General features: G+C 74.2%; 19 protein-coding genes. 12 read left to right on the top strand and 7 right to left on the bottom strand.

All coding sequences use genetic code 11. The annotated features are described in order from the left end of the window. Positions 1-70: 70 nt before the first annotated feature. Positions 71-970 (bottom strand): EamA family transporter, encoded by a 900-nt coding sequence (locus D7I47_RS04570; RefSeq protein ID WP_227000839.1) that lies wholly within the window; start codon positions 968-970, stop codon positions 71-73. A gap of 109 nt (positions 971-1,079) precedes the next feature. On the opposite strand from D7I47_RS04570, the gene D7I47_RS04565 reads away from it, so the two are divergent. The 4 genes from D7I47_RS04565 (at position 1,080) to D7I47_RS04550 (ending at position 5,589) form a co-directional block, all read left to right on the top strand. Next, positions 1,080-1,610 (top strand): hypothetical protein, encoded by a 531-nt coding sequence (locus D7I47_RS04565; RefSeq protein ID WP_120761955.1) that lies wholly within the window; start codon positions 1,080-1,082, stop codon positions 1,608-1,610. 124 nt (positions 1,611-1,734) lie between these two features. Then, the gene (locus tag D7I47_RS04560) at positions 1,735-2,226 is read left to right on the top strand and encodes an RNA polymerase sigma factor (protein ID WP_157981632.1); all 492 of its coding nucleotides are present in this window, start codon (positions 1,735-1,737) and stop codon (positions 2,224-2,226) included. After that, on the top strand, positions 2,219-3,151 hold the full coding sequence (locus D7I47_RS04555; RefSeq protein ID WP_120761953.1) for a hypothetical protein: 933 nt from the start codon (positions 2,219-2,221) through the stop codon (positions 3,149-3,151). The genes D7I47_RS04560 and D7I47_RS04555 overlap by 8 nt, the downstream gene beginning before the upstream one ends. Before the next feature lie 5 nt (positions 3,152-3,156). Continuing rightward, positions 3,157-5,589, top strand: coding sequence for a hypothetical protein (locus tag D7I47_RS04550; protein WP_120761952.1), 2,433 nt, complete (start codon positions 3,157-3,159; stop codon positions 5,587-5,589). A 9-nt stretch (positions 5,590-5,598) separates the two neighbouring features. Here D7I47_RS04550 and D7I47_RS04545 read toward each other — a convergent pair whose 3' ends face one another. Both D7I47_RS04545 and D7I47_RS04540 read right to left on the bottom strand, forming a co-directional pair. Further along, on the bottom strand, positions 5,599-6,378 hold the full coding sequence (locus tag D7I47_RS04545; protein WP_120761951.1) for a DNA-formamidopyrimidine glycosylase family protein: 780 nt from the start codon (positions 6,376-6,378) through the stop codon (positions 5,599-5,601). Positions 6,379-6,700: 322 nt separating this feature from the next. Then, complete coding sequence (locus D7I47_RS04540; RefSeq protein WP_120761950.1) at positions 6,701-11,254, bottom strand: ATP-dependent helicase; 4,554 nt, start codon at positions 11,252-11,254, stop codon at positions 6,701-6,703. 209 nt (positions 11,255-11,463) lie between these two features. On the opposite strand from D7I47_RS04540, the gene D7I47_RS04535 reads away from it, so the two are divergent. The 5 genes from D7I47_RS04535 (at position 11,464) to D7I47_RS04515 (ending at position 15,840) form a co-directional block, all read left to right on the top strand. Continuing rightward, complete coding sequence (locus D7I47_RS04535; protein ID WP_120761949.1) at positions 11,464-12,387, top strand: ABC transporter ATP-binding protein; 924 nt, start codon at positions 11,464-11,466, stop codon at positions 12,385-12,387. Then, the gene (locus tag D7I47_RS04530; protein WP_120761948.1) at positions 12,384-13,190 is read left to right on the top strand and encodes an ABC transporter permease subunit; all 807 of its coding nucleotides are present in this window, start codon (positions 12,384-12,386) and stop codon (positions 13,188-13,190) included. Before D7I47_RS04535 ends, D7I47_RS04530 begins: the two co-directional genes overlap by 4 nt. A 62-nt stretch (positions 13,191-13,252) precedes the next feature. Next, the gene (locus D7I47_RS04525; protein ID WP_120761947.1) at positions 13,253-14,578 is read left to right on the top strand and encodes a sensor histidine kinase; all 1,326 of its coding nucleotides are present in this window, start codon (positions 13,253-13,255) and stop codon (positions 14,576-14,578) included. Then, positions 14,575-15,240, top strand: a complete 666-nt coding sequence (locus tag D7I47_RS04520; RefSeq protein WP_227000837.1) for a response regulator — start codon at positions 14,575-14,577, stop codon at positions 15,238-15,240. Before D7I47_RS04525 ends, D7I47_RS04520 begins: the two co-directional genes overlap by 4 nt. A 27-nt stretch (positions 15,241-15,267) precedes the next feature. Beyond that, on the top strand, positions 15,268-15,840 hold the full coding sequence (locus tag D7I47_RS04515; RefSeq protein ID WP_157981631.1) for a DUF2510 domain-containing protein: 573 nt from the start codon (positions 15,268-15,270) through the stop codon (positions 15,838-15,840). A gap of 7 nt (positions 15,841-15,847) precedes the next feature. Here the strand turns inward: D7I47_RS04515 and D7I47_RS04510 are convergent, their stop codons facing one another. Then, the gene (locus D7I47_RS04510) at positions 15,848-16,492 is read right to left on the bottom strand and encodes an alpha/beta hydrolase (protein ID WP_120761945.1); all 645 of its coding nucleotides are present in this window, start codon (positions 16,490-16,492) and stop codon (positions 15,848-15,850) included. Between the two features lie 164 nt (positions 16,493-16,656). On the opposite strand from D7I47_RS04510, the gene D7I47_RS04505 reads away from it, so the two are divergent. Beyond that, complete coding sequence (locus D7I47_RS04505; RefSeq protein WP_120761944.1) at positions 16,657-17,220, top strand: NUDIX hydrolase family protein; 564 nt, start codon at positions 16,657-16,659, stop codon at positions 17,218-17,220. A 13-nt stretch (positions 17,221-17,233) separates the two neighbouring features. Here D7I47_RS04505 and D7I47_RS04500 read toward each other — a convergent pair whose 3' ends face one another. Then, positions 17,234-18,733, bottom strand: a complete 1,500-nt coding sequence (locus tag D7I47_RS04500) for a DEAD/DEAH box helicase (RefSeq protein ID WP_120761943.1) — start codon at positions 18,731-18,733, stop codon at positions 17,234-17,236. Between the two features lie 239 nt (positions 18,734-18,972). On the opposite strand from D7I47_RS04500, the gene D7I47_RS04495 reads away from it, so the two are divergent. Then, positions 18,973-19,473, top strand: coding sequence for a 2-phosphosulfolactate phosphatase (locus D7I47_RS04495; RefSeq protein WP_120761942.1), 501 nt, complete (start codon positions 18,973-18,975; stop codon positions 19,471-19,473). Between the two features lie 27 nt (positions 19,474-19,500). After that, positions 19,501-19,809, top strand: coding sequence for a DUF427 domain-containing protein (locus D7I47_RS04490; protein ID WP_120761941.1), 309 nt, complete (start codon positions 19,501-19,503; stop codon positions 19,807-19,809). Here D7I47_RS04490 and D7I47_RS04485 read toward each other — a convergent pair whose 3' ends face one another. Continuing rightward, positions 19,810-20,304 (bottom strand): CGNR zinc finger domain-containing protein, encoded by a 495-nt coding sequence (locus tag D7I47_RS04485; RefSeq protein ID WP_120761940.1) that lies wholly within the window; start codon positions 20,302-20,304, stop codon positions 19,810-19,812. Between the two features lie 25 nt (positions 20,305-20,329). After that, positions 20,330-20,776, bottom strand: a complete 447-nt coding sequence (locus D7I47_RS04480) for a SprT-like domain-containing protein (protein WP_120761939.1) — start codon at positions 20,774-20,776, stop codon at positions 20,330-20,332. Between the last annotated feature and the right edge of the window lie 41 nt (positions 20,777-20,817).

The following is a 20,817-nucleotide window of genomic DNA, read 5'->3' as shown; positions in this document are numbered from 1 at the left end:
CCGTGGCGCGGTTTCGACCGGATGGCGCGGTCGCGCAGGTGCCATCCGGCCGAAACCGCGCCAGGATCGCTCAGGTGAGGCTCTCGGCGGTGCGCTCGAGCTCGGATGCGGGCGCCGGGCGCTGGGTCGCGATCGCGGTGCCGGCCGCGACGCACACGAGCACGATCGCGAGCAGCTGCACCCAGCCGAGCCGCTCGTGCAGCACGAGCCAGCCGAACACGGCCGCGACGACCGGCCCGAACGAGGTGATGATCGCGTACAGCCGCGCCGTGATCCGCCGCAGGATGAAGGTGTCGAGCGCGTAGGGGATCGCCGACGACAGCAGGCCCACCGCGAGCAGCAGCCCGACCACGGGCCACGAGAACGTGGCGGATGCGAGGCCGAGCACCGCGAGCGGCAGGATGAGCGCGAGGCTCACGACGCTGCCGACGGTGAGCCCCTCGAGCCCGGGCAGCCCGAGCGCCACGCGCCGGGTCAGCAGGATGTAGGCGGCCCACGACGCCGCCGCGACGAGCGCGAGCGCGATGCCCCAGCCGTCGACGGTGCCCTCCAGCCCGGTCAGCAGCACGACGCCCGCGCCCGCGACGAAGACGCACACGACATCCAGCACCCGACGCGAGGTGGCGAGCGCGAGCAGCAGCGGCCCCAGGAACTCGACGGTCGCAGCGATGCCGAGCCCCAGCCGGTGCACGGCCTCGTAGAAGGAGAGGTTCATGACGGCGAGCGACACCCCGAGCGCGACCGCGGGCCACAGCCGCCGCCAGGTGAGCAGGGCGCGCCGCGGCCGGTAGAACGGCAGCAGCACGACCACCATGACGAGCTGCCGCGCCGCCACGACGATGGGCGAACCGACCGAGGGGATGGCGACGCCGGCGAGCGCGGACCCGAGGTTGATCGACACCTCGGTGCCGAGCTGCGTCGACGCTCCGACGATCGTGCGTCGCCGGGTCGACGCGGGCACCTGGCTCACCTCCCCATTCTGAGGCGTCGGGTGCGGTCGCGGCGACGCGCGCGCGGGCGACGGAACCGACGCCCCACCCGCCCGCCCCGCGGATGCCCGCGCCGCCTATGCTCGACGCATGGCAGAGCAGCCCGCGATCGACCCGAGGTACGACCCCGCGTTCCAGCGCGGCTTCGACGGCGCCGTGGCCACCGGCTCGCGCGCCCAGGCGGCCGCGCGCCGCTCCGCACCGTACGTCGCGAGCGCGCTGCAGCGGCCCGTCGAGCACCAGCCCGCAGCCCCCGCCGAGCCGCCCGTCGCGATCGGCCTGCCGCCCGCCGCCCCCGCGGAGGAGCCCCAGGCGGCCCCCGCCGCATCCGTCACCGTGCAGCCCGCCCCGCTGCGCCCGCCGTGGACCAACCCCTTCGTCATCGTGCTCACCGTGCTGGGCGCCCTCATCGTCGCGGGCGGCGTGTGGCTGCTGCAGGAGAACTACGCGATGATGCAGAACCTCGAGTCGTTCCAGACCCAGGCGGACTACTGGGTCATGCAGGTGGGCATGACGGCCGGCCCGCTCGCGATCGCGGTGGGGGTGCTCGTGCTCGCCGGGGTGCTGTTCCTGGCCGCGTCGTACTGGGCGCGCCGCCCGCATCCGCCGCGCGAAGACTGAGTTTCCCTCTTCCCCGCACGGCCCGGGCACGCCAGGATCGGAGTCGATTCGGTACCCGTGTCAACCCGAGGCGCCCCTCGCACGTCGTAGAGATGTGAGCACAGCCGTGGCAGAAGGAACCCAGGTGGATCTGGACGCCTTCGTCGCGGGCGAATACCCGAAGGTGGTCGCCGCCGTCGGGCTCATCACGGGCAACCGGCAGGATGCCGCGGATGCCGTGCAGGACGCGCTCGTCGGCTTCCTCGCGAAGCCTCCCGCCCGTCCCGTGCAGAACCTGGCCGCCTGGATCACCGTCGTCGCCGCCAACCGCGCCCGCGACCTGCGGCGCTCCCGCGCCGCCGAGTCGCGTGCCTACGCGAAGGTCGGCACCGACGACGAGTCGCTCGACGCGGAGTTCGCCGGGCTCGACGTCGACGTGAAGGCGGCGCTCGTGTCGCTGCCCGAACAGCAGAAGCAGGTGTGCGTGCTGCACTATCTGCTCGACCAGTCGGTCGAGCAGATCGCCGAGGGCCTCGGCGTGAGCACGGGCACCGTCAAGACCCAGTTGCATCGGGCGCGCAAGGCGCTCGCCACGCGATTGGGACGGAACCGGGGAGAGGAGGAGCACGATGGCTGAGCTCGACGAGCTGCTGCGCGATTCGATCACCCGGATCGCCGACACCACCACGCCGGAGCGCGACTCCGCCGGTGTCGCCGACGCCATCCGTTCGCGGGTGGCGGCCGGCGACACCGGCGCCCCGGCGACCTCGTCCACCGCACCCGGATGGAGCGGCGGCGGTGGTGCCGGCTGGATCCCGTGGATCGGTGTGGTCGTCGTCGCGGGGCTCGTGGGCGGCGCGGTCGGCGTCTCCGGTGTGGTCGCGCATCCGGTCCACGAGGTCTCCGTGGTCGGGGCGAACTCGCTGCTCGCGGAGTCGGTCGACGCCGCCTCGTGCCCGGGCGGCCCCGTCGTGCGCAGCCTGCCTGCCGACTCGCGCGTGCTCACGGTCGAGCGCAGCGAGGACGGCGCCTCCCTCGGCGTTCGGGATCCGGATGCGCTGAGCCAGGTGATCTGGCTGCCCGCCTCCGCGGTCGTCGCCGACGATCCCGCGGGCATCGCCGGCCTGCCGGTGGGTGCCGCCTGCCCGACCGTCACGGTGCAGGCCGAGACGCCCGAACCCGCGCCGAGCCCCGCGCCGAGCGAGGAGCCCGCGCCGGGGCCGAAGCCCGCGCCGCAGCCGAACCCGCAGCCGGCGCCCGACACGACCGCACCCGTCATCTCGGCGATCTCGGCGAGTCCTACTCTCATCGTCAACGACGACCCGACCACCATCACGGTCGCCGCGAGCGACGCGGTCGGCGTGACACACGTCGAGCTCAGCTGGACGGGCGGGGTCTCCGGGAGCGCCTCGATGACCAAGCCCGGCGCCAACTGGACCTACACCTTCTCGAGCAACAGCCCCACCCCGAACGACCTCACCTTCACGGCAAGGGCGTACGACGCGGCGGGCAACGCCAGCGCCCCCGCGTCCGTCGCCGTCGACTGGCAGTACTTCGGGTGACGACCATGACCCCCCGCTGGATCCGCCCCGTCGTCGCCGCCACCTCCGCGCTCGCCCTCGGCGCCGGCGCCCTGTACCTCGGCACGCTGTTCGCCGCTCCCGAGACCGTCACGGTCGCGACCGGCACCGAGTCGGTCGTGGTGGCCGAGCCCATCGTGATCGGCGACGAGCCGATCCCCGCCGCCGACGAGCAGACCCCCGACGAGGACGACGAGACCCCGGATGCCACGCGCACCGTGCGGGTGCCGGCGGGCCCCGTCGACGCATCCGCCCGGCTCGACCCCTCCGTGGCGGAGCTCGTCGACACGCTGGCCGCCTCGCCCGACCCCGCCTACGAGCTGACGGTCATCGGCGGATCGGACGACGGCGGCACCGGCGGCGGCACCGACGACGCGTGCGCGCCGCGCGACGGCGAGCCGGCGACCGACTGCCCCGAGGGGCTCCGCAGCACCGTGCTGCCGCTCGTGCGGGAGTACCTCTGGGGCACGGTCACCGCGTTCCCGCCGAGCGGGGTCAACGGCAGCAGGCTCACCGGCTGTTCGCCCGAGGTGGTCGACCCGCCCGAGGGGGAGACGCCCTTCGGCGTGGTCGCCAACGCGCCCGCACGCTTCCAGTTGCGCTACCAGCCGGTCGACGGCTCGGTCGCGCCGCGCGTGGTCGAGCTCTCCACCCCCGACGACCAGCGCGCCGCGTACCAGGCGGCGATCGCGGCCGGGGCCGACGACGCGACCACCCCCGTCAACGCGTTCTGCTTCACGATCCCCGAGCTGCAGCCCGACACCGTCTACACGGCGCAGCTCACCGGCACCTCGGACGCAGGCGCCGAGATGGTGCCGTACCCGATCTCGTTCAACACCGCGGGCGCACCCACCCGGCCGAGCCTCAGGCTCACGCCCGTCGGCGAGAACCTGCTCCTCGCCACGGCACTGCGCACCCAGGACCAGTCGCTCGACATCCGCGCGTTCGAGGTCGACGCGGACGCCCCGCCGTCGTGCGATGCCGGCACCGCGCTCTCCCCGGCGGCCCGGGCCGAGAGCTCGGTCGACCCCGACCGGCTGCTCGAGCTCAACGTGCTGCCGGAGTACCACGAGCAGCACGCCGCGACCTTCCGGGTGAGCCCGGGCGCGACGCTCGTCGTGTGCGCCCGCTGGTTCGACGCATCCGACGACTCCGCGTCGTGGGAACGCACGCAGCCGATCTACACCTCCACGATCGTGGCGCAGAGCCCCGACCGGCTCGTGCCGAGCCTCGAGATCGCGGACTGGCACGACGGGTCCGGTCTCGACGTCGAGTCCGTCCGTCTCGAGGTCGCGACGGCGGAGGGCGCCTCGTGCCACTCCGCCGAGTGGTCGGCCGACGACCCCATCACCACGCCGCGCGTGCTGTGCACGGCGAGCTTCCTCGACGGCAGCGGCGTGCACGTCGAGGGCGACCGGATGTGGGATCTCGGCTTCTCGGGCGACCTCGTGGTGCGCGGCCGGGTCACCCTCCCGACCGGCTACTCCGAGGATGCCCGGTTGCTGCCGGCCGTCGACGGGGACTGCCGCGGCGCGTGCCCCATCCCGGAGGACCGCGTGTACCGTATGCAGCTCGCCGGGGTGACGATCGACCTGCGCGAGAGCTGGACGCTCGGCGGCGGCAACGGCCGCAGCGACTGGGAGTTCACGACCGCGGTCGACGAGTCACCCGCGTACGTCGTTCCCGAGCTGCCCCAACTCGACATCGACAGCGTCTGGACCTCGAGCGCGCCGAACCTGAGCGGCACGGTCACGATGACACTGGATCTCATGGTCGACCGCCCCGTGGACTATGTGGTGCTCATCAGCGAGGAGCTCGGCGTGGGCTTCCCGAACTGCAGCGGCACCGGGCTCATGGAGGTCCGCGGCCACGCGGAGGCGGGGCACACGCCCGTGCGGATCTACGACGTGTGCATGGGTCTGTATGCACGCAGCCAGGTCGAGCTCACCGACGCCGCCGGGCATTCGGTCGTGTGGGGGTTGTTCGACTCGCGCGCGTGGTGGGGGCCCAACAGCCTCGTCCGCGCCGCGACGCTCGAGCGCGACATCCGCTACCGGGTCGACGGCAGCGTCTGGCCGAACGCGCGCCTGCAGACCTTCGAGCTCTGGCTCGGCGGCACCGACACCGAGCTCGTCAACCTCCGTGGCGGGGAGTGCACGGGCGATGGGCTCCCGTTCGACGAGGGGACGGCCGAGGTGGGGCTCGGCTCGGAGACCAGGTACCACTTCCAGCTGCAGGTCTGGCGGTTCAACGGCCGACCCCCGGACGACTGCGCCGACGACATCGGCACGTACATCTACGCACCGGCCGTGGACGTCGAGGGCACCTTCGCCCTCGCGGACCTGGCGCGACCCGACGGTGTCGTGCTGGAGCTCCACATCCCCGACGAGGGCACCATTTTCATCCACCTCTGGATGTGACGGCGTCGCTCAGCGCTGGCATCGCGGGCACCAGGTGACCACCCGTTCCTGCCCCTCGACGCCGCCGAGCTCGCCGCCCTCGAGCGTCGTGCCGCAGCGCAGGCACGCCCGGCCGGTGCGGCCGTAGACCCAGCTGCGGCGGTCCGGGCGCAGGTCGCCCGTGGTGGAGCGGGTCCATCGGCCGCGGTTCGCCACGAGCATGCGATGCGCGAGCGAGACGAGGGCCGGCACATCCTCCACCTCGCCCATCGGGCGGGTCGGCAGCAGCCCGCGCACGTAGCACAGCTCGTTCGCGTAGACGTTGCCGACCCCGGCGAGCTTGCGCTGGTCGAGCAGCGCCACGAAGACGGGGATGCCGGGATCGGATGCCAGGCGCCGCGCCGCCTCCGCGGCATCCCAGTCGGCTCCGAGCAGGTCGGGTCCGAGGTGCCCCACCACGCGCTCCTCCTCGGCCGTCGGCAGCACCTCGAGGGTGCCGAGCTGGAAGCCGACCGACTGCACCCCCGGCACCTCGAGCACGGCGCGCGCCTGGAACGCGGGCAGCGTCCAGCGCTCGCCGCCGCGGAACAGCCGCCACGCGCCCTCCATCTTCAGGTGCGAGTGCACCGTGAACGCGCCGATGCGGTGCAGCAGGTGCTTGCCGCGCGACACCACCTCGTGCACCGTCTCTCCCGCCAGGTCGAGGGTCGCGAAGGCGGGCACCCGGAAGTCCGACGCGGTCAGCACGCGCCCCGCGAGCGCCTCGTGCTGCTGCCGCGCCGTGCGGTAGACGGTGTCACCCTCGGGCACCCTCGCACGCTACCCCGGAGTGGAGGGGTGTGCTGGCGTGAGGTGCGGCCCGCGGCCGCGCTGTGTTTCGCGGTGAGCCGCGGCGCGCCCTCCCGCTGGTTGAGTGCCGCGCGAAGCGCGGTGTATCGAAACCAGCGAAGGCGCCCCTCGATGGGGCGCCTTCGCTCGGTGAGGCCCCACTGGTCCACGTCTGCACGGGTTTCGATACGCCCGCTGCGCGGGCTACTCAACCCGCAGAGGGGGTGTTGCGCGGGCTGTTCACCCCGCGGGAGGGGGGCTGCGCGGGCTACTCAACCCGCGGAGGGGGCGCCCCCCGACACGCCTACCGCAGCCGCAGGCCCTGCGGGGTGGGGGCGAAGCCCGCGCGCTGCAGGGCGTCGCCGAGCGGGGTGCCGACGGCGAACTCGCCGTCGATCCTCTCCACGCGCAGCCGCCCGCCCGCGGCCCGCACCGTGGTGGCGAGGGATGCCGCGGCAGCCTCGCGGGCCTCCTCGGCATCCGCGTCGAGGAAGCTCAGCACCGTCTTACCGCCCTTCTCGACGTAGAGCCCGAGCGCCCCGTCGACGAGCACGACGAGCGCGCCCGCCTTGCGGCCCGGCCGGTGCCCGGCGGGCGGTTCGGGCCAGCCGAGCGCGGCCCCGTACGGGTTCGCCGGGTCGGTGGCACCGAGCGTCACCGCGACGGGCGGCGCATCCGCATCCCGGTCGCTGTGGAACGAGCGCAGCCGGTCGACCGTCGCGGGGGTCGCGAACTGGGCCGCCCCGAGCCCCTCCACGAAGTAGCCGCGGCGCACGCGTCCGGTCTCCTCGAGGCTCGACAGCACCTTGTAGACGAGCGCGAAGCCGCCCTCCACCCCCTCAGCCTGCACGGCGCCGCGGGTGACGACGCCGTACCGCTCCAGCAGCTGCTCGACGAGCGCCGTCGCGCGGGCGGTGGGCACGGCATCCGGATGCGGCAGCAGGCTCCAGCGGCCGGCGACGGTCGGCGGCGCGGAGGCGGCGAGCGACGCCGACACCCGCGCCCGGGCCCGGTGCGCCCGCCCGCGCGGGGTCGCCCGGGTGCGCGTCGTGGTGGCGCCGAGCCGTGCCCGCAGCCCCGCGAAGGTGTCGCCCGTGACGCGCCCGGCCCAGACGAGGTCCCACAGGGCGCGGGCGAGCTCGGTGTCGGTGGGTGAATCGTCGCCCGCGGCGGCCGCCGCGAGCTGCCGGAAGAAGTAGCCGCCCCCTCCGTCGAGCGCCGTGAGCAGGCGCTCGCGCAGCGGATCCGGCTCGAGCGCGAGCGGTGCGGGCAGGGTCAGCCCGGCGGCATCCGCCAGGTGCAGGCTCACCCAGCCGTCGCCGCCCGGCAGCTCGCCGCGGCCCGCCCACACGACCTCGCCGGATGCCATCAGCTCGTCGAGCATGGCCGGCGTGTAGTCGCGCACGCGGCTCGGCAGCACGAGGCTCTCCCAGCTGGTGGCGGGCAGCGGCAGACCCGCGAGCTGGTCGATCGCCGAGACGAGGCCGTCGAGGCCGCGGAGGCCACCGCCGGTGTGCTGCCAGTCGGGCAGGAACCGCCCGAGCGCCGCCTGCGGCACGGGCTCCACCTCGGCCCGCAGCGCGGCGAGCGAGCGGGCCCGCAGCCTCCGCAGCACCTCGGGGTCGACCCACTCGGTGCCGGTGGCGCCGGGGCGGAACTCGCCCTCGACCGCGCGCCGGTCGGCGGCGAGCCGGCGCAGCGCATCCGTGACCACGGCGACGCCGAGACCGAGCCGGGATGCCGCATCCGCCGCCGTGAAGGGGGCGTGCGTGCGCAGGTAGCGGCTGACGAGGTCGCCGACCGGGTCGGCGACCGGCTCGAGGAACGCGCTCGGCACCCCGATCGGCAGCGGCACGCCGAGCGCGTCGCGCAGGCGCGCGGCATCCTCGACGACCGCCCACCGCTCGACACCGGCGATCTGCATGCGCAGCACCCGGTTCGCCCGCGCGAGCTCGGTCAGCAGTTCCTCGACCTCCTGGGGGGCGGAGCGCGCGGCGAGCTCGTCCACCGAGAGCGGACCCAGCACCCGCAGCAGGTCGACGAGGCCCTCGGCGTCGCGTGCGTGCCGCTCCGGGTCGAGCCGCTGCAGCTCGCGCTCGGTCTGCGCGATCACCTCGGGGTCGAGCAGCTCGCGCAGCTCCGCGCGACCCAGCAGCTCGGCCAGCAGCGCCGGGTCGAGCGAGAGCGCCGCCGCACGGCGTTCCGCGAGCGGGGAGTCGCCCTCGTAGAGGAACGCCGCCACATACCCGAACAGCAGGGTGCGCGCGAAGGGCGAGGGCGCATCCGTCTCCACCTCGACGAGCCGCACGCGACGGTTCGCGATCGCGGTGGCGAGCTCGCGCAGCGACGGCAGGTCGTAGACGTCCTGCAGCACCTCGCGCACCGTCTCGAGGATGATCGGGAAGCTCGGATACTTGCGCGCCACCTCGAGCAGCTGCGCCGACCGCTGCCGCTGCTGCCAGAGCGGCGAACGCCGCCCGGGGTTGCGCCGCGGCAGCAGCAGGGCGCGTGCCGCCGACTCCCGGAACCGGGACGCGAACAGCGCCGAACCGCCCACCTCCTCCGTCACCACGGTCTCCAGCTCGCCCGGCTCGAAGGCGAACAGCTCCGCGCCCGGCGGGTCGGCATCCGTCTCGGGCAGCCGCACCACGATGCCGTCGTCGCCCGCCATCGCCGAGCCGTCGACGCCGAGGCGTTCCCGGATGCGGGCCGCCACGGCGAGCGCCCACGGCGCGTGCACGGGGGTGCCGTAGGGGGAGTGCAGCACGAGCCGCCAGTCGCCGAGCTCGTCGCGGAAACGCTCCACGAGCAGGGTTGCGTCGCTCGGCACGACCCCGGCGGCCGCCTTCTGCTCGGCGACGAACGCGAGCAGGTTGCGGGCGGCGCGCGCATCCAGCCCGTCGGCCTCCAGCCGTTCGGCGCTCACGGTGCCGGATGCCAGCTCCGCCTGGAAGGCGCCGATCGCGCGCCCCAGCTCGGCCGGTCGCCCGAGGCCGTCACCCTTCCAGAACGGCACGCGCCCCGGCTGGCCGAACGCGGGGGAGACGAGCACGCGGTCCGAGGTGATCTCCTCGATGCGCCAGCTGGTCGCCCCGAGCGCGAACACGTCTCCGACGCGCGACTCGTAGACCATCTCCTCGTCGAGCTCGCCCACCCGGCGGGCGCCCTCATCCCCGCCCACGATGAACACGCCGAACATGCCGCGGTCGGGGATCGTGCCGCCGCTCGTGACCGCGAGCCGCTGCGCGCCCGGGCGTCCCGTGATCGTGCCGGCCACGCGGTCCCACACGATGCGCGGCCGCAGCTCGGCGAACTCGTCGGAGGGGTACCGCCCCGCCAGCAGGTCGAGGGTCGCCTCGTAGGCGCTGCGCGGCAGGGTCGCGAACGGCGCCGCGCGGCGCACCGTCTCGAACCACTCCTCCACCTCGACCGTGTCGAGCGCGACGGCCGCCACCGTCTGCTGGGCGAGGATGTCGAGCGGGTTCTGCGGTACGGCGATCGCCTCGATGAGCCCCTCGCGCATCCGCTCGGTCGCGATCGCCGTGTGCAGCAGGTCGGCGCGGTGCTTGGGGAACAGCACGCCCTTCGAGATCTCGCCCACCTGGTGCCCCGCGCGACCCACGCGTTGCAGGCCGGAGGCCACGGACGGCGGCGACTCGACCTGGATCACGAGGTCGACGGCGCCCATGTCGATGCCGAGTTCGAGCGAGCTCGTCGCGACGACGCAGCGCAGGCGGCCCGACTTGAGGTCGTCCTCGATCTGGGCGCGCTGCTCCTTGCTGACGGAGCCGTGGTGGGCGCGCGCCAAGATCGGCCCGGCGCCCGAGGTCTGGCCGGATGCGCCCATCATGGCGGCGGGAACGCGCGCCCCCGCCGCCGGTTGAGCAGCCCGCGTGGCGGGCGTATCGAAACCCGGCTCGCCCGCGAGTTCTTCCGCGTACAGCTCGTTCATCGACGCCGTCAGGCGCTCCGCGAGCCGCCGCGAGTTCGCGAACACGATCGTCGAGCGATGCCGCAGCACCTCGTCGACGATCGCCCGGTCGACGTGCGGCCAGATCGAGCCGCCGGATGCCAGGGCCTTCTCGTCCTCGCCGAGCTCCGCATCCGTGGCCCTCGCCCCCAGCTCGGTCATGTCCTCGACGGGCACCACGACCCGCAGCTCGAAGGTCTTCTGGATGGGCGGCGCCACGATCTCGACCCGCTCGCGCCCGCCGAGGAACCGCGCCACCTCCTCGAGCGGCCGCACGGTCGCCGACAGCCCGATGCGCTGCGCGGGCTTCGGCAGCAGCGCGTCGAGGCGCTCGAGCGACACCGCGAGGTGCGCCCCGCGCTTGGTGGCGGCGACCGCGTGGATCTCGTCGACGATGACCGTCTCGACCCCGGCGAGGGTCGAGCGGGCCGCGCTCGTCAGCATGAGGTAGAGCGATTCGGGCGTCGTGATCAGGATGTCGGGGGGCTCGCGCTGCAGCAGCCGGCGGTCGGCGGCGGGGGTGTCGCCGGAACGCACCCCGACCGTGATCGCGGGGGCCGGCATCCCGAGCCGTTTCGCCGTCTGGGTGATGCCGACGAGCGGCGAGCGGAGGTTGCGTTCCACGTCGACGCCGAGCGCCTTCAGTGGCGAGATGTAGAGCACCCGGGTCCGCCGTCGCGGGTCGGCGGGTTCCGCCGTCAGCAGCCGGTCGAGCGACCAGAGGAACGCCGAGAGCGTCTTGCCGGAGCCCGTCGGCGCCACCACGAGCGCGTGCCGCCCCGACGAGATCGCCTCCCACGCCCCCGCCTGCGCGGCGGTCGGCTGCGGGAACGCGCCGTCGAACCACTCCCGCGTCGCCGGCGAGAACCGCTCGAGGGCCCCATCCATCCCCCCATCTTCGTCCCCGCCCCCGACCTCCGCGAAAGTACGCACTTTTGGGCTCCAGGGGGCCCGAATCGGCCCAAAAGTACGTGCTTTCGGGGACTTCGGGGTCATCCCCGGGAGGTATGCGGCCCGCGCGAGATACCCCGGGCGGGGGCCGAGCCGCGCCGCACCCCCTTCGTAGCGTCGAAGCACACCCCACGAAGGAGGGCACCATGATCGAGGCACGCGGCCTCACCAAGCGATACGGCGACCGGATCGCCGTCGACGACGTCAGCTTCACCGTGCAGCCGGGCACCGTCACCGGCTTCCTCGGCCCGAACGGCGCCGGCAAGTCCACCACCATGCGCATGATCGTCGGCCTCACCCGCCCCACCGCGGGCAGCGTCACCGTCGCCGGCCAGCGCTACGCCGAACTGCGCTCCCCCCTCACCACGGTCGGCGCCCTGCTCGACGCGAAGGCCGTGCACACCGGCCGCACCGCCTACCACCACCTGCTCTCGCTCGCCGCGAGCCACGGCATCCCGAAGCAGCGGGTGCACGAGGTCATCGAGCAGACCGGGCTGGATGCCGTGGCCGGCAAGCGCGTCAAGGGCTTCTCGCTCGGCATGGGACAGCGGCTCGGCATCGCGGCCGCCCTCATCGGCGACCCGCAGATCCTGATCTTCGACGAGCCGGTCAACGGCCTCGACCCGGAGGGCGTGCGCTGGGTGCGCACCTTCGCCCGGTTCCTCGCCTCGCAGGGGCGCACCGTGTTCCTCTCGAGCCACCTCATGAGCGAGGTGGCGCTCACCGCCGACCACGTCATCGTGATCGGCCGCGGCCGCATCCTCGCCGACGCCCCCGTCGCCGAGCTCGTGGCCGGCGCCGGGAGCCCGGCGGTGCGCGTGCGCACCGAGCGCGCCTCCGAACTCGCCGAGCTGCTCGCCCGCAGCGGGGCGACCGTCGCCTCCGACGAGCCCGGCGTGCTCGAGATCCGCGAGCTCGACGTGGCCGACATCGCCGGTGCGGCCGCCGCAGCCGGTATCGTCCTGCTCGAGCTCACCCCGCTCACCACCTCGCTGGAGGACGCGTACATGGCCCTCACCGACGACTCCGTCGAGTACCGCACGAGCGTCCCCGTGGAGGTGGCCCGATGAGCGCCACGACCGCCACCCGGTTCGGGTCCGGCATCCGGCCCACCCTCGCCCGCGGCATCCGCTCCGAGTGGATCAAGCTGCGCAGCCTCCGCTCCACGGTGTGGATCGCGGCCGCCACGGTCCTCGTGATGGCGGCGTTCGCCGCGCTCTTCGCGTGGGCGATCACCGTCATCCCCGACGAGGCCCCGGCGGGCGCCGCCGTGCTCGTGGTCGGCTACCCGATCGCGCAGCTCGTCATCGGCGTGCTCGGCACACTCGTCATCACCGGCGAGTACGCGACGGGCGGCATCCGCTCCACCCTCGCGGCCGAGCCTCGGCGGATGCTCGTGGTCGCCGGCAAGGCGATCGTCGTGCTGCTGAGCTCGTTCGCCGTCTCGCTCGTCGCGCTCGGCGTCTCGGCCGCGGTCGCGCTGCCGATCCTGAACGCGGGCGGCGTGGAGACGACGTTCGGCGCCGACGACCTCCGCGCCCTCGTCGGGGTCGTGCTCTACCTCACCCTCTCGGGCTGGTTCGCGTTCGGCATCGGTCTGCTCGTGAAGCACACCGCGGCCGCCATCACGGCCCTCGTCGGGGTGCTGTTCATCCTGCCGATCGTCGTGCAGATCATCTCCGCGACCACGGGCGCCGAGTGGCTGTGGGACGTCTACCAGTACCTGCCCGCGCCCGCCGGCTCGGCGGTCGTCTCGGGTGACGTCATCGGCATGGGCGGCCTCGAGCCGTGGACCGGCTTCGCCGTCTTCGGCGGCTACACCGCGGCACTGCTGGCGGCCGGAACGTTCGTGTTCTCGAGGCGGGACGACTGATCGACGAGCCACGCGCACAGGCGGCGCCGGATCCCTCGGGGGATGCGGCGCCGCCGTCGCGCGTGCTCGCCCGGCTGCGCGGCTGGTTGCGGCCGGCATCCGCCGCCACCGCCGACGGTCCGTTCACCGAGCTCGACGCCCGCCGGCTGGGGGCGGTGCGCCGCTTCTTCGTGCAGCATCCGGTCTTCACCGATGTCTTCGTCGCGCTGTGGTTCACGGTGCCGTCGCTGTTCGCGGCGCTCGTGCTCGGCTATGTGGGCGATCCGGTGCCCGATCCGGGACGCGGCTGGATCCTCGTCGCGTTCGCCTTCGGCGGCGGCCTCGTGCTGCTGCGTCGCCGCCGGGAGCCGGTGCTCACCGTGGCGGCGCTCGTCGTGCTGCTCGTCGCGTGCCTCGCGCTCACCGGCGAGACGGGCGGGTTCGAGCTCGCCATCGCCCTCGGCATGTACGCGGTCGCGGCCGCGCGCCCGCCCGCCGTCACCTGGCTCGTCGAGCTCGGCGCGATGCTCGTCGCGGGCACCGCCGTCGCGTTCCTCGTGCGGGACACCGCCACCGACCCGGACGTGAACCGGGTGGGCCTCGCGATCGCGACGATCGCGATCATCGCGATCGGCTCCCTCGTCGCCATCGCGATCGGCATCAGCGTGCGGGGCAGGCGGCAGCACATCGACTCCCTCATCCAGCGCGCCAACGCCCTCGCCCACGACCGCGCGCAGAGCGAGGCGCTCGCGGTGGCCGAGGAGCGCACCCGCATCGCGCGCGAGCTGCACGACGTCGTCGCGCACTCGCTCACCGTCATGGTGGCGCTCGCCGACGGGGCCCGGGCGGCATCCGCGAGCGACCCGGAGGGGGCCGCGCGCGCCCTCGACGCCCTCACCGAGACGGGCCGCTCGGCGCTCGACGACATGCGCCGCGTGCTCGGCGTGCTGCGCGAACCCGGCTCCGACGCCCCGCTCGAGCCGGAGCCGGATGTGGGGCTCGACGAGCTCGTCGCCCGGTTCCGGGCGGCGGGCCTCGCCGTGCGGATCGTGCGCTCCGGCGTGCAGGACGAGCTGCCCGTGGCGGTGCGGCGCTCCATCTGGCGCATCGTGCAGGAGTCGCTCACCAACGTGCTGCGCTACGCACCCGCCTCACCGCTCGTGCTCGTCGAGCTGACGCGCGTCCGCGACGCCGCGGGCGAGCGCTTCGAGGTCCGCGTCACCAACCAGGCGCAGCCGCTCACGGCCGAGCGGCCCACGGCATCCGGCACCGGCCGTGGCATCATCGGGATGCGCGAACGGGCGGCATCCCACGGCGGCACCGTGGATGCGGGCCCGCACGAGCGCGGCTGGCAGGTGCACGCCGTGCTGCCGCTCGGGACGCGCACGGCAGAGGGGGAGACGCGGTGACCGGCATCCGGGTGCTCATCGTCGACGACCAGTCGATGCTGCGCATGGGGTTCCGCCTCGTGCTCGCGGCCGAGGACGGCATCGAGGTGATCGGCGAGGCCGGCGACGGCGCCGCCGCGCTCTCGATGGTGCGGGCGCTGCAGCCCGACGTCGTGCTCATGGACGTGCGGATGCCGGGCGTCGACGGCATCGAGGCGACCCGCCGCGTGGTGGCGGAGGCGCCCGACTCGCGCGTCATCATCCTGACCACCTTCGACCTCGACGAGTACGCCTTCGCGGCCCTCCGGGCGGGGGCGAGCGGCTTCCTACTGAAGGACGTGCGGCCGCCGGAGCTCGTCGCCGCGATCCGCTCCGTCGCCGCGGGCGACGCGGCGATCGCCCCGCGCGTCACGCGCCGGATGCTCGAGCTGTTCGCGGAACGCCTGCCGGACGCCGGCCGGGCCCCCGCCTCCGACGACCGGCTCGCCGCGCTCACCCCGCGCGAGCACGAGGTCTTCGCGGCCCTCGGCGAGGGCCTCAGCAACGCCGAGATCGCCGAGCGCTTCGTGCTCTCGGAGGCCACCGTGAAGACCCACGTCGCCCGCGTGCTCGGCAAGCTGGGGCTGCGCGACCGGGTGCAGGCGGTCGTGCTCGCCTACGAGACGGGCGTGGCGGGGCGATGACGCCGCGCACGCCCTAACATGACCCGCATGTCGTCACCGGATGCCGCACTCCCCGCCGAGGGATGGCATCCGGACCCGGCGGATGCGGCGCGCGAGCGCTGGTGGGATGGCGTCGCCTGGACCGAGTTCACCCGCGAGGCGCCGCCCGTGCCGGGGCCGATCGCCCGCCGCATCCACGTGCGCGAGCAGATCCACCGCCCACCCGACGCATCCACCCGCGCCGTCGCCTGGATCGCCTGGTCTCCCGGCTGGATCGTCTTCGTGCTGCTGCCGATCGCCCTGCTGGGGCTCGCGAGCGCGCTCGCCTCGCTGCTCGTGCCGACCCTCGCCGGGCTCATCGTCGGCGTCCTGCTGGCCCTCGCCTGGCGTGACCGGCGGCAGCTCTACGACCGCGGCTTCCCGCGCCGGCCTGCGCTCGCCTGGATGCTGCTCGGGCCGGTCGGCTACCTCGTGGCCCGGTGGCGCGCGCTCGGCGAGGGGCGGACCGAGATCGTGCTGTGCGTCGCGCAGCTCGCGCTCATCGGTGTCGGCTGGTTCATCTACGAGGCGATCACCCTGGGGCTCGGGGCGTTGGGCGAGCGGCTGTCCGAGACACCGTGAGGCGCGGCTAGTCCGTCGCGCGCGCCCGCAGGAACTCGACCACGTCGCGCAGCATGGCGTCCGGCACGGTGTGCCCGACGCCCGGGTAGACGGCCGACTCGAGCGAGGTGTGGAAGGGCAGCCACGCCTCCGCGCGCGCGATGAGTTCGGGGGAGAAGAACGGGTCGACCCCGCCGCGCCCCCAGTAGACGGGCGGGGGCTCGCGCACGAGCCGGTCGTCGCCCGGGTGCGTGCCGCCGACGACGAACCCCGACATGTTCACCGCGAACTCGACGCGGCCGTACCCCTGCCGCAGCAGGTGGGTGGCGATCGCGCCGCCCTGCGAGAAGCCCGCCGCGCCGACCGCGGGCGGCATCCAGCCGAGCCCGTGCAGCCAGGCGAGCACGGCATCCGCGGCCGCGTCGGCGGACGCCATGCGCGGGTCGCCCGGCACCTCGACCGCGTCGTCGAACCACGCGAAGCCCGGACCGAATGGGTGCGGCGCACGCAGCGAGGCGTACACGAACTCGGCGGGCAGCAGCTCGGCGAGGCCGGCCAGGTCGCGCTCGTCGGAACCGCGGCCGTGCAGCAGGATCACGAGGGGGCGACCGCGGCGGGCCGCCGGCTCCACACTCCACTGCACGAGGTCCGGGTCGATCGACAGCTCCGTCACCCCTCCATCGTGCCCCGCATCCGCCCCTCCCGTGTCGAAAATGCAGGAGATCCCGCACGCGCCCCCCGGATTTCCGGGGGTGGGACCGGATGCGGATGCCGTTTCTCCTGCATTTCTCACGTCGGGCGGGCGGGGGCGCCCGCCGCGTGCGACACAATGAAGCCATGAGCACCGTGGGCGCCGGCATCCCCGAACCTCCCCGCGACGAGCCGAACTCGGCGTGGCTGAACGACGAGGAGCTCGCGTGGGTGCGCGGGCGGATGCCGCTGCTCTACGTCGAGGCGGTTCCGGTGCGCGTCGACGGGCTCGGCATCGTCACGCACGTGGGCGTGCTGCTGCGGGCCAACCCGGTCGGCGAGATCACCCGCACGCTCGTCTCGGGTCGCGTCATGTACGGCGAGACGATCCGCGACGCGCTGTTCCGGCACCTCGAGAAGGACCTCGGTCCGATGGCGTTCCCGCAGCTGCCGACGAGCCCGGTGCCGTTCCAGGTGGCCGAGTACTTCCCCATCCCGGGGCTGTCGGCGTACGTCGACGACCGCCAGCACGCGGTGTCGCTCGCCTTCGTCGTGCCGGTCACCGGCACGTGCGAGCCCCGTCAGGACGCGCTCGAGCTCACCTGGGTGACGCCCGCCGAGGCCTCGGCGCGCACCTTCCACGACGAGATGGAGGGCGGACGCGGCACGCTGCTGCGCGCGGCCCTCGCCTCCGCGGGCGTGCTCGGCTGACGCCGGCGGCTGGTCAGCCCGCGGGGCGCGCCGCGCGGCGGCCCCCGCGGCGCGGGTTGCCCTGCGGCGCTGAGCTCGACGAGCTGTAGACGGTGGCGCTGCCGCCGCGCGTGGTGGCCGAACGGCCTCCACCCGAGCGGGTCTGCCCGGAGGCGGATCCCGCGGCACGCTGCTGCTTCGCCGCCGGACGCCCCGAGCGGTCACGCCGCGGACGGTCGGCCCGCGGCTGCGCCGCCTCGCGCTCGGCACGCGCCGCGCGCTTGCGCTGGGCGTTGGCGCCCTGGCTGCGTCCGCCGCCGCCCTGCTGCTGGCGCGGCTCCTTCGGGGCCGGCTTCACGTACTCCGCGACCTCGCCGACGAGCGCCGTCACGGCATCCGACGTCGCGGTCACGCGCTCGGGCGTCGCCGTGATGGCGGCCTTCCGCATGAGCTGCGCGAGGTCCTTCTCCTGGCCGGGCATGACGACCGTCACGACGTCGCCCGCGCTGCCGGCGCGCGCCGTGCGGCCCGAGCGGTGAAGGTACGCCTTGTGCTCCATGGGCGGGTCGACGTGCACGACGAGCTCCACGTCGTCCACGTGCACGCCGCGCGCCGCGACATCGGTGGCGACGAGCACGCGCACCGAGCCGTCCGAGAACGCGGCCAGGTTGCGGTCGCGCTGCGGCTGCGACAGGTTGCCGTGCAGGTCGACGGCCGGGATGCCGGATGCCGTGAGCTGCTGGGCGAGCCGCTTGGCGTGGTGCTTGGTGCGCATGAAGAGGATGCGGCGGCTGGTGCCGGAGGCGAGCGCCTGCACGAGCTCCTTCTTGGCCTCGACGCCCTCGACCGAGAACACGTGGTGGGTCATCGCGGCGACGGGGGAGTGGGCCTCGTCGACCGAGTGCAGCACGGGCTGGTCGAGGAAGCGCGTGACGAGCTTGTCGACGCCGTTGTCGAGCGTGGCCGAGAACAGCAGCCGCTGCCCGCCCTCGGGTGTGGCCGCGAGGATGCGGGTGACGCCCGGCAGGAAGCCGAGGTCGGCCATGTGGTCGGCCTCGTCGATGACGGTGATCTCGATGGCGTCGAGTCGCACGAGCTTCTGGCCCATGAGGTCCTCGAGGCGGCCGGGGCAGGCGACGACGATGTCGACGCCGGCGCGCAGCGCCTCCACCTGGCGGTTCTGGGAGACGCCGCCGTAGATGGTGGTGACGCGCAGGCCGTACGCCTCGGCGAGCGGGGCGATGGTGGTGGCGATCTGGGTGGCGAGCTCGCGGGTGGGGGCGAGCACGAGGCCGAGCGGCAGGCCGCCGCGGCGCCCGCCGCCGGCGAGCTTGGTGCCGAGGCGCGCCACGAGCGGCAGCGCGAAGGCGATGGTCTTGCCGGAGCCGGTGCGGCCGCGGCCGAGCACGTCGCGCCCGGCGAGGGTGTCGGGCAGGGTGTCGGCCTGGATGGGGAACGCCTCGGTCTTGCCGTCGGCTGCGAGGGCGGCGACGAGGGGGGCGGGCACGCCGAGCGTGCGGAAGTCGGTGGTCATGGTGATGCTTTCGGGTGGTGCGCACGCGTGCGTGCACGATGGGCGAGCGTGCCGGACGGCACGTCGGGTTCGCCGGGAAGAGATGTCAGCCGCGCAGCGATCCGGATCGGGTCCGGTTCGGGCGGCGAGGGATGCGTTCACGACGCGGGCGCGGAGCTGCGCCTCGGCAACCCTAGCCTGTTTCCCCGCGTGACCCGTGGTTTCGGGGCGGATGCTCAGCCGCGGATACCCTCGGGGGCATGAGTTCTCCGCGCGTGCAGTCGTACTACCAGGTCCGCTTCGAGTGGGGTGCCGAGGGCGCCGCCGCGGTGGCCGACGGCGTGCACGCGATCGTCTGGGTGGATGAGCTGGGCGCCGAGCAGGTGCCGGCGCTGCCCGTGGACGTGGTGGCCGGGTCGCTGCGTCACGCGGATGCCGTGGCCCGCTGGTCGCTCGAGCGGCAGGCCGAGCTGGGCGGCCGGTTCGTGGTCGCGGTGGTCGCGGCCGGGGCCCGGCAGGACGACGGCTCGCTGCGCTTCACGGTCGAGGATCTGCTCGCCGCGGGCGCCGTCATCGACGCGATCGCCGAGCTCGGCATCGACCACCAGTCCCCCGAGGCGGCGGCGGCCGCATCCGCCTACTCGGGCCTGCGCAACGCCACCCGCCACCTCGTCACCGCCTCCGTCTCGGCCCGCGAGCTCGGCGCCACCTCCCTCGACCTGACCCCCGCCGCCGTCGAGTTCCTGCACTCCCCGGCGTGACGGCCCGGCTCGGCGTAGCCTGAGCCCATGTTCCAGGCGAAGCTCGGAGACCAGGTCATCGCGCAGGCCGAGGAGGCCGACGTCATCCACATCGAGGGGAACGTCTACTTCCCGCCCTCCTCGGTCGTCGAGGGTGTGCTGCGCGACAGCCCCACCCCCTACACCTGCCCCTGGAAGGGCGAGTGCCAGTACCTGAGCGTGCGCGACGGCGAGCAGTGGCTCACCGACCGCGCGTGGACCTACCCCGATCCGTACCCGACGGCGATCGAGAAGGTGGGTCGCGACTTCAGCGGCTACGTCGCCTTCTGGAAGGACGTGCGGGTCTCCGAGGCCTGATCACGCGGTGCGCGCGCGCTCGCGGTGGGCGCGCACCTTGGCCCGGTTGCCGCACGTCTGCATCGAGCACCAGCGCCGGGTGCCGGTGCGCGATTCGTCGTGGAACACCCGGCGGCAGTCGTCGGCCGCGCAGCGCTTGAGCCGCGCGCGGGCGTCCGGATCGAGCACGCCGACCGCGTCCCGGGCGACGCTCGAGAGCGCCTGGGTGGTGCGGATGCGGCTCGCGCCGGCCTGGCGACGACCGCCGGCGAGTGCGGGCGGCACGTCGGGGGATGCCGCGAAGAGGTTGAGCGTGTCGACGTCGTCGGCCGCGGCGGGGCTGTCGTCGACGGAGGCCGCGGCGAGCCGCAGGATCGCCTCGCGCAGCAGCTGCGCGTCGCGCCGCTCGCCGTCGGTGATCGACGCCGCATCGACGGCGGGGTAGCGCCGGGCGACCCAGGCGTCGAGCTCGCCGGCATAGGCGAAGTCGAGGCTGAGGGCTCCCGCGTCGAACACGTAACCAGGCTAGCGGGTTAGCCGGTCACCGCCGTACCCACGCGATCCGCAGGGCCGGGTCGAAGCGCCGCGAGCACACCCCGCACGAGGTGGGCCGGGTGGGGCGGCGGTAGCGGTAGCTCACGTGCCCGTTCGGGCAGGTGCCCACCCACGGCGCGAGCTCGTTCGGCACCGGCCCGTCGTGCGTGCGCCCGCCCGCGTAGCCGAGCTCGTCGGCGATGCGCTTCCAGCTCGCCCCGTGGCCGGCCTTCGGCCCCGCGATCGCGTGCGCCACCTCGTGCAGCAGCACCTGGTGGATCTCGTCGTCGTCGGAGCGCTGCGCGATGTAGCGCGAGACCGAGATGCGCTTCGCCGTGAAGTTGCACAGCCCGGCCCGCGTCTTGGCGTGGTCGAAGGCGAAGCTCCAGCCGTCGTCGAGGTGCAGACGGATGAGGGCGTCGGCCCAGGTGCGCACGCGCGTGAGCTCAGCCATGCGCCCATTCCAGCACCCGCCCCCGGCATCCGCCGGGCACG

It is taken from the genome of Protaetiibacter intestinalis, from assembly GCF_003627075.1.
GTDB lineage: Bacteria > Actinomycetota > Actinomycetes > Actinomycetales > Microbacteriaceae > Homoserinibacter > Homoserinibacter intestinalis.
Note: the sequence above shows the minus strand (reverse complement) of the source record. Positions and strands in the feature narration are given on the sequence as shown.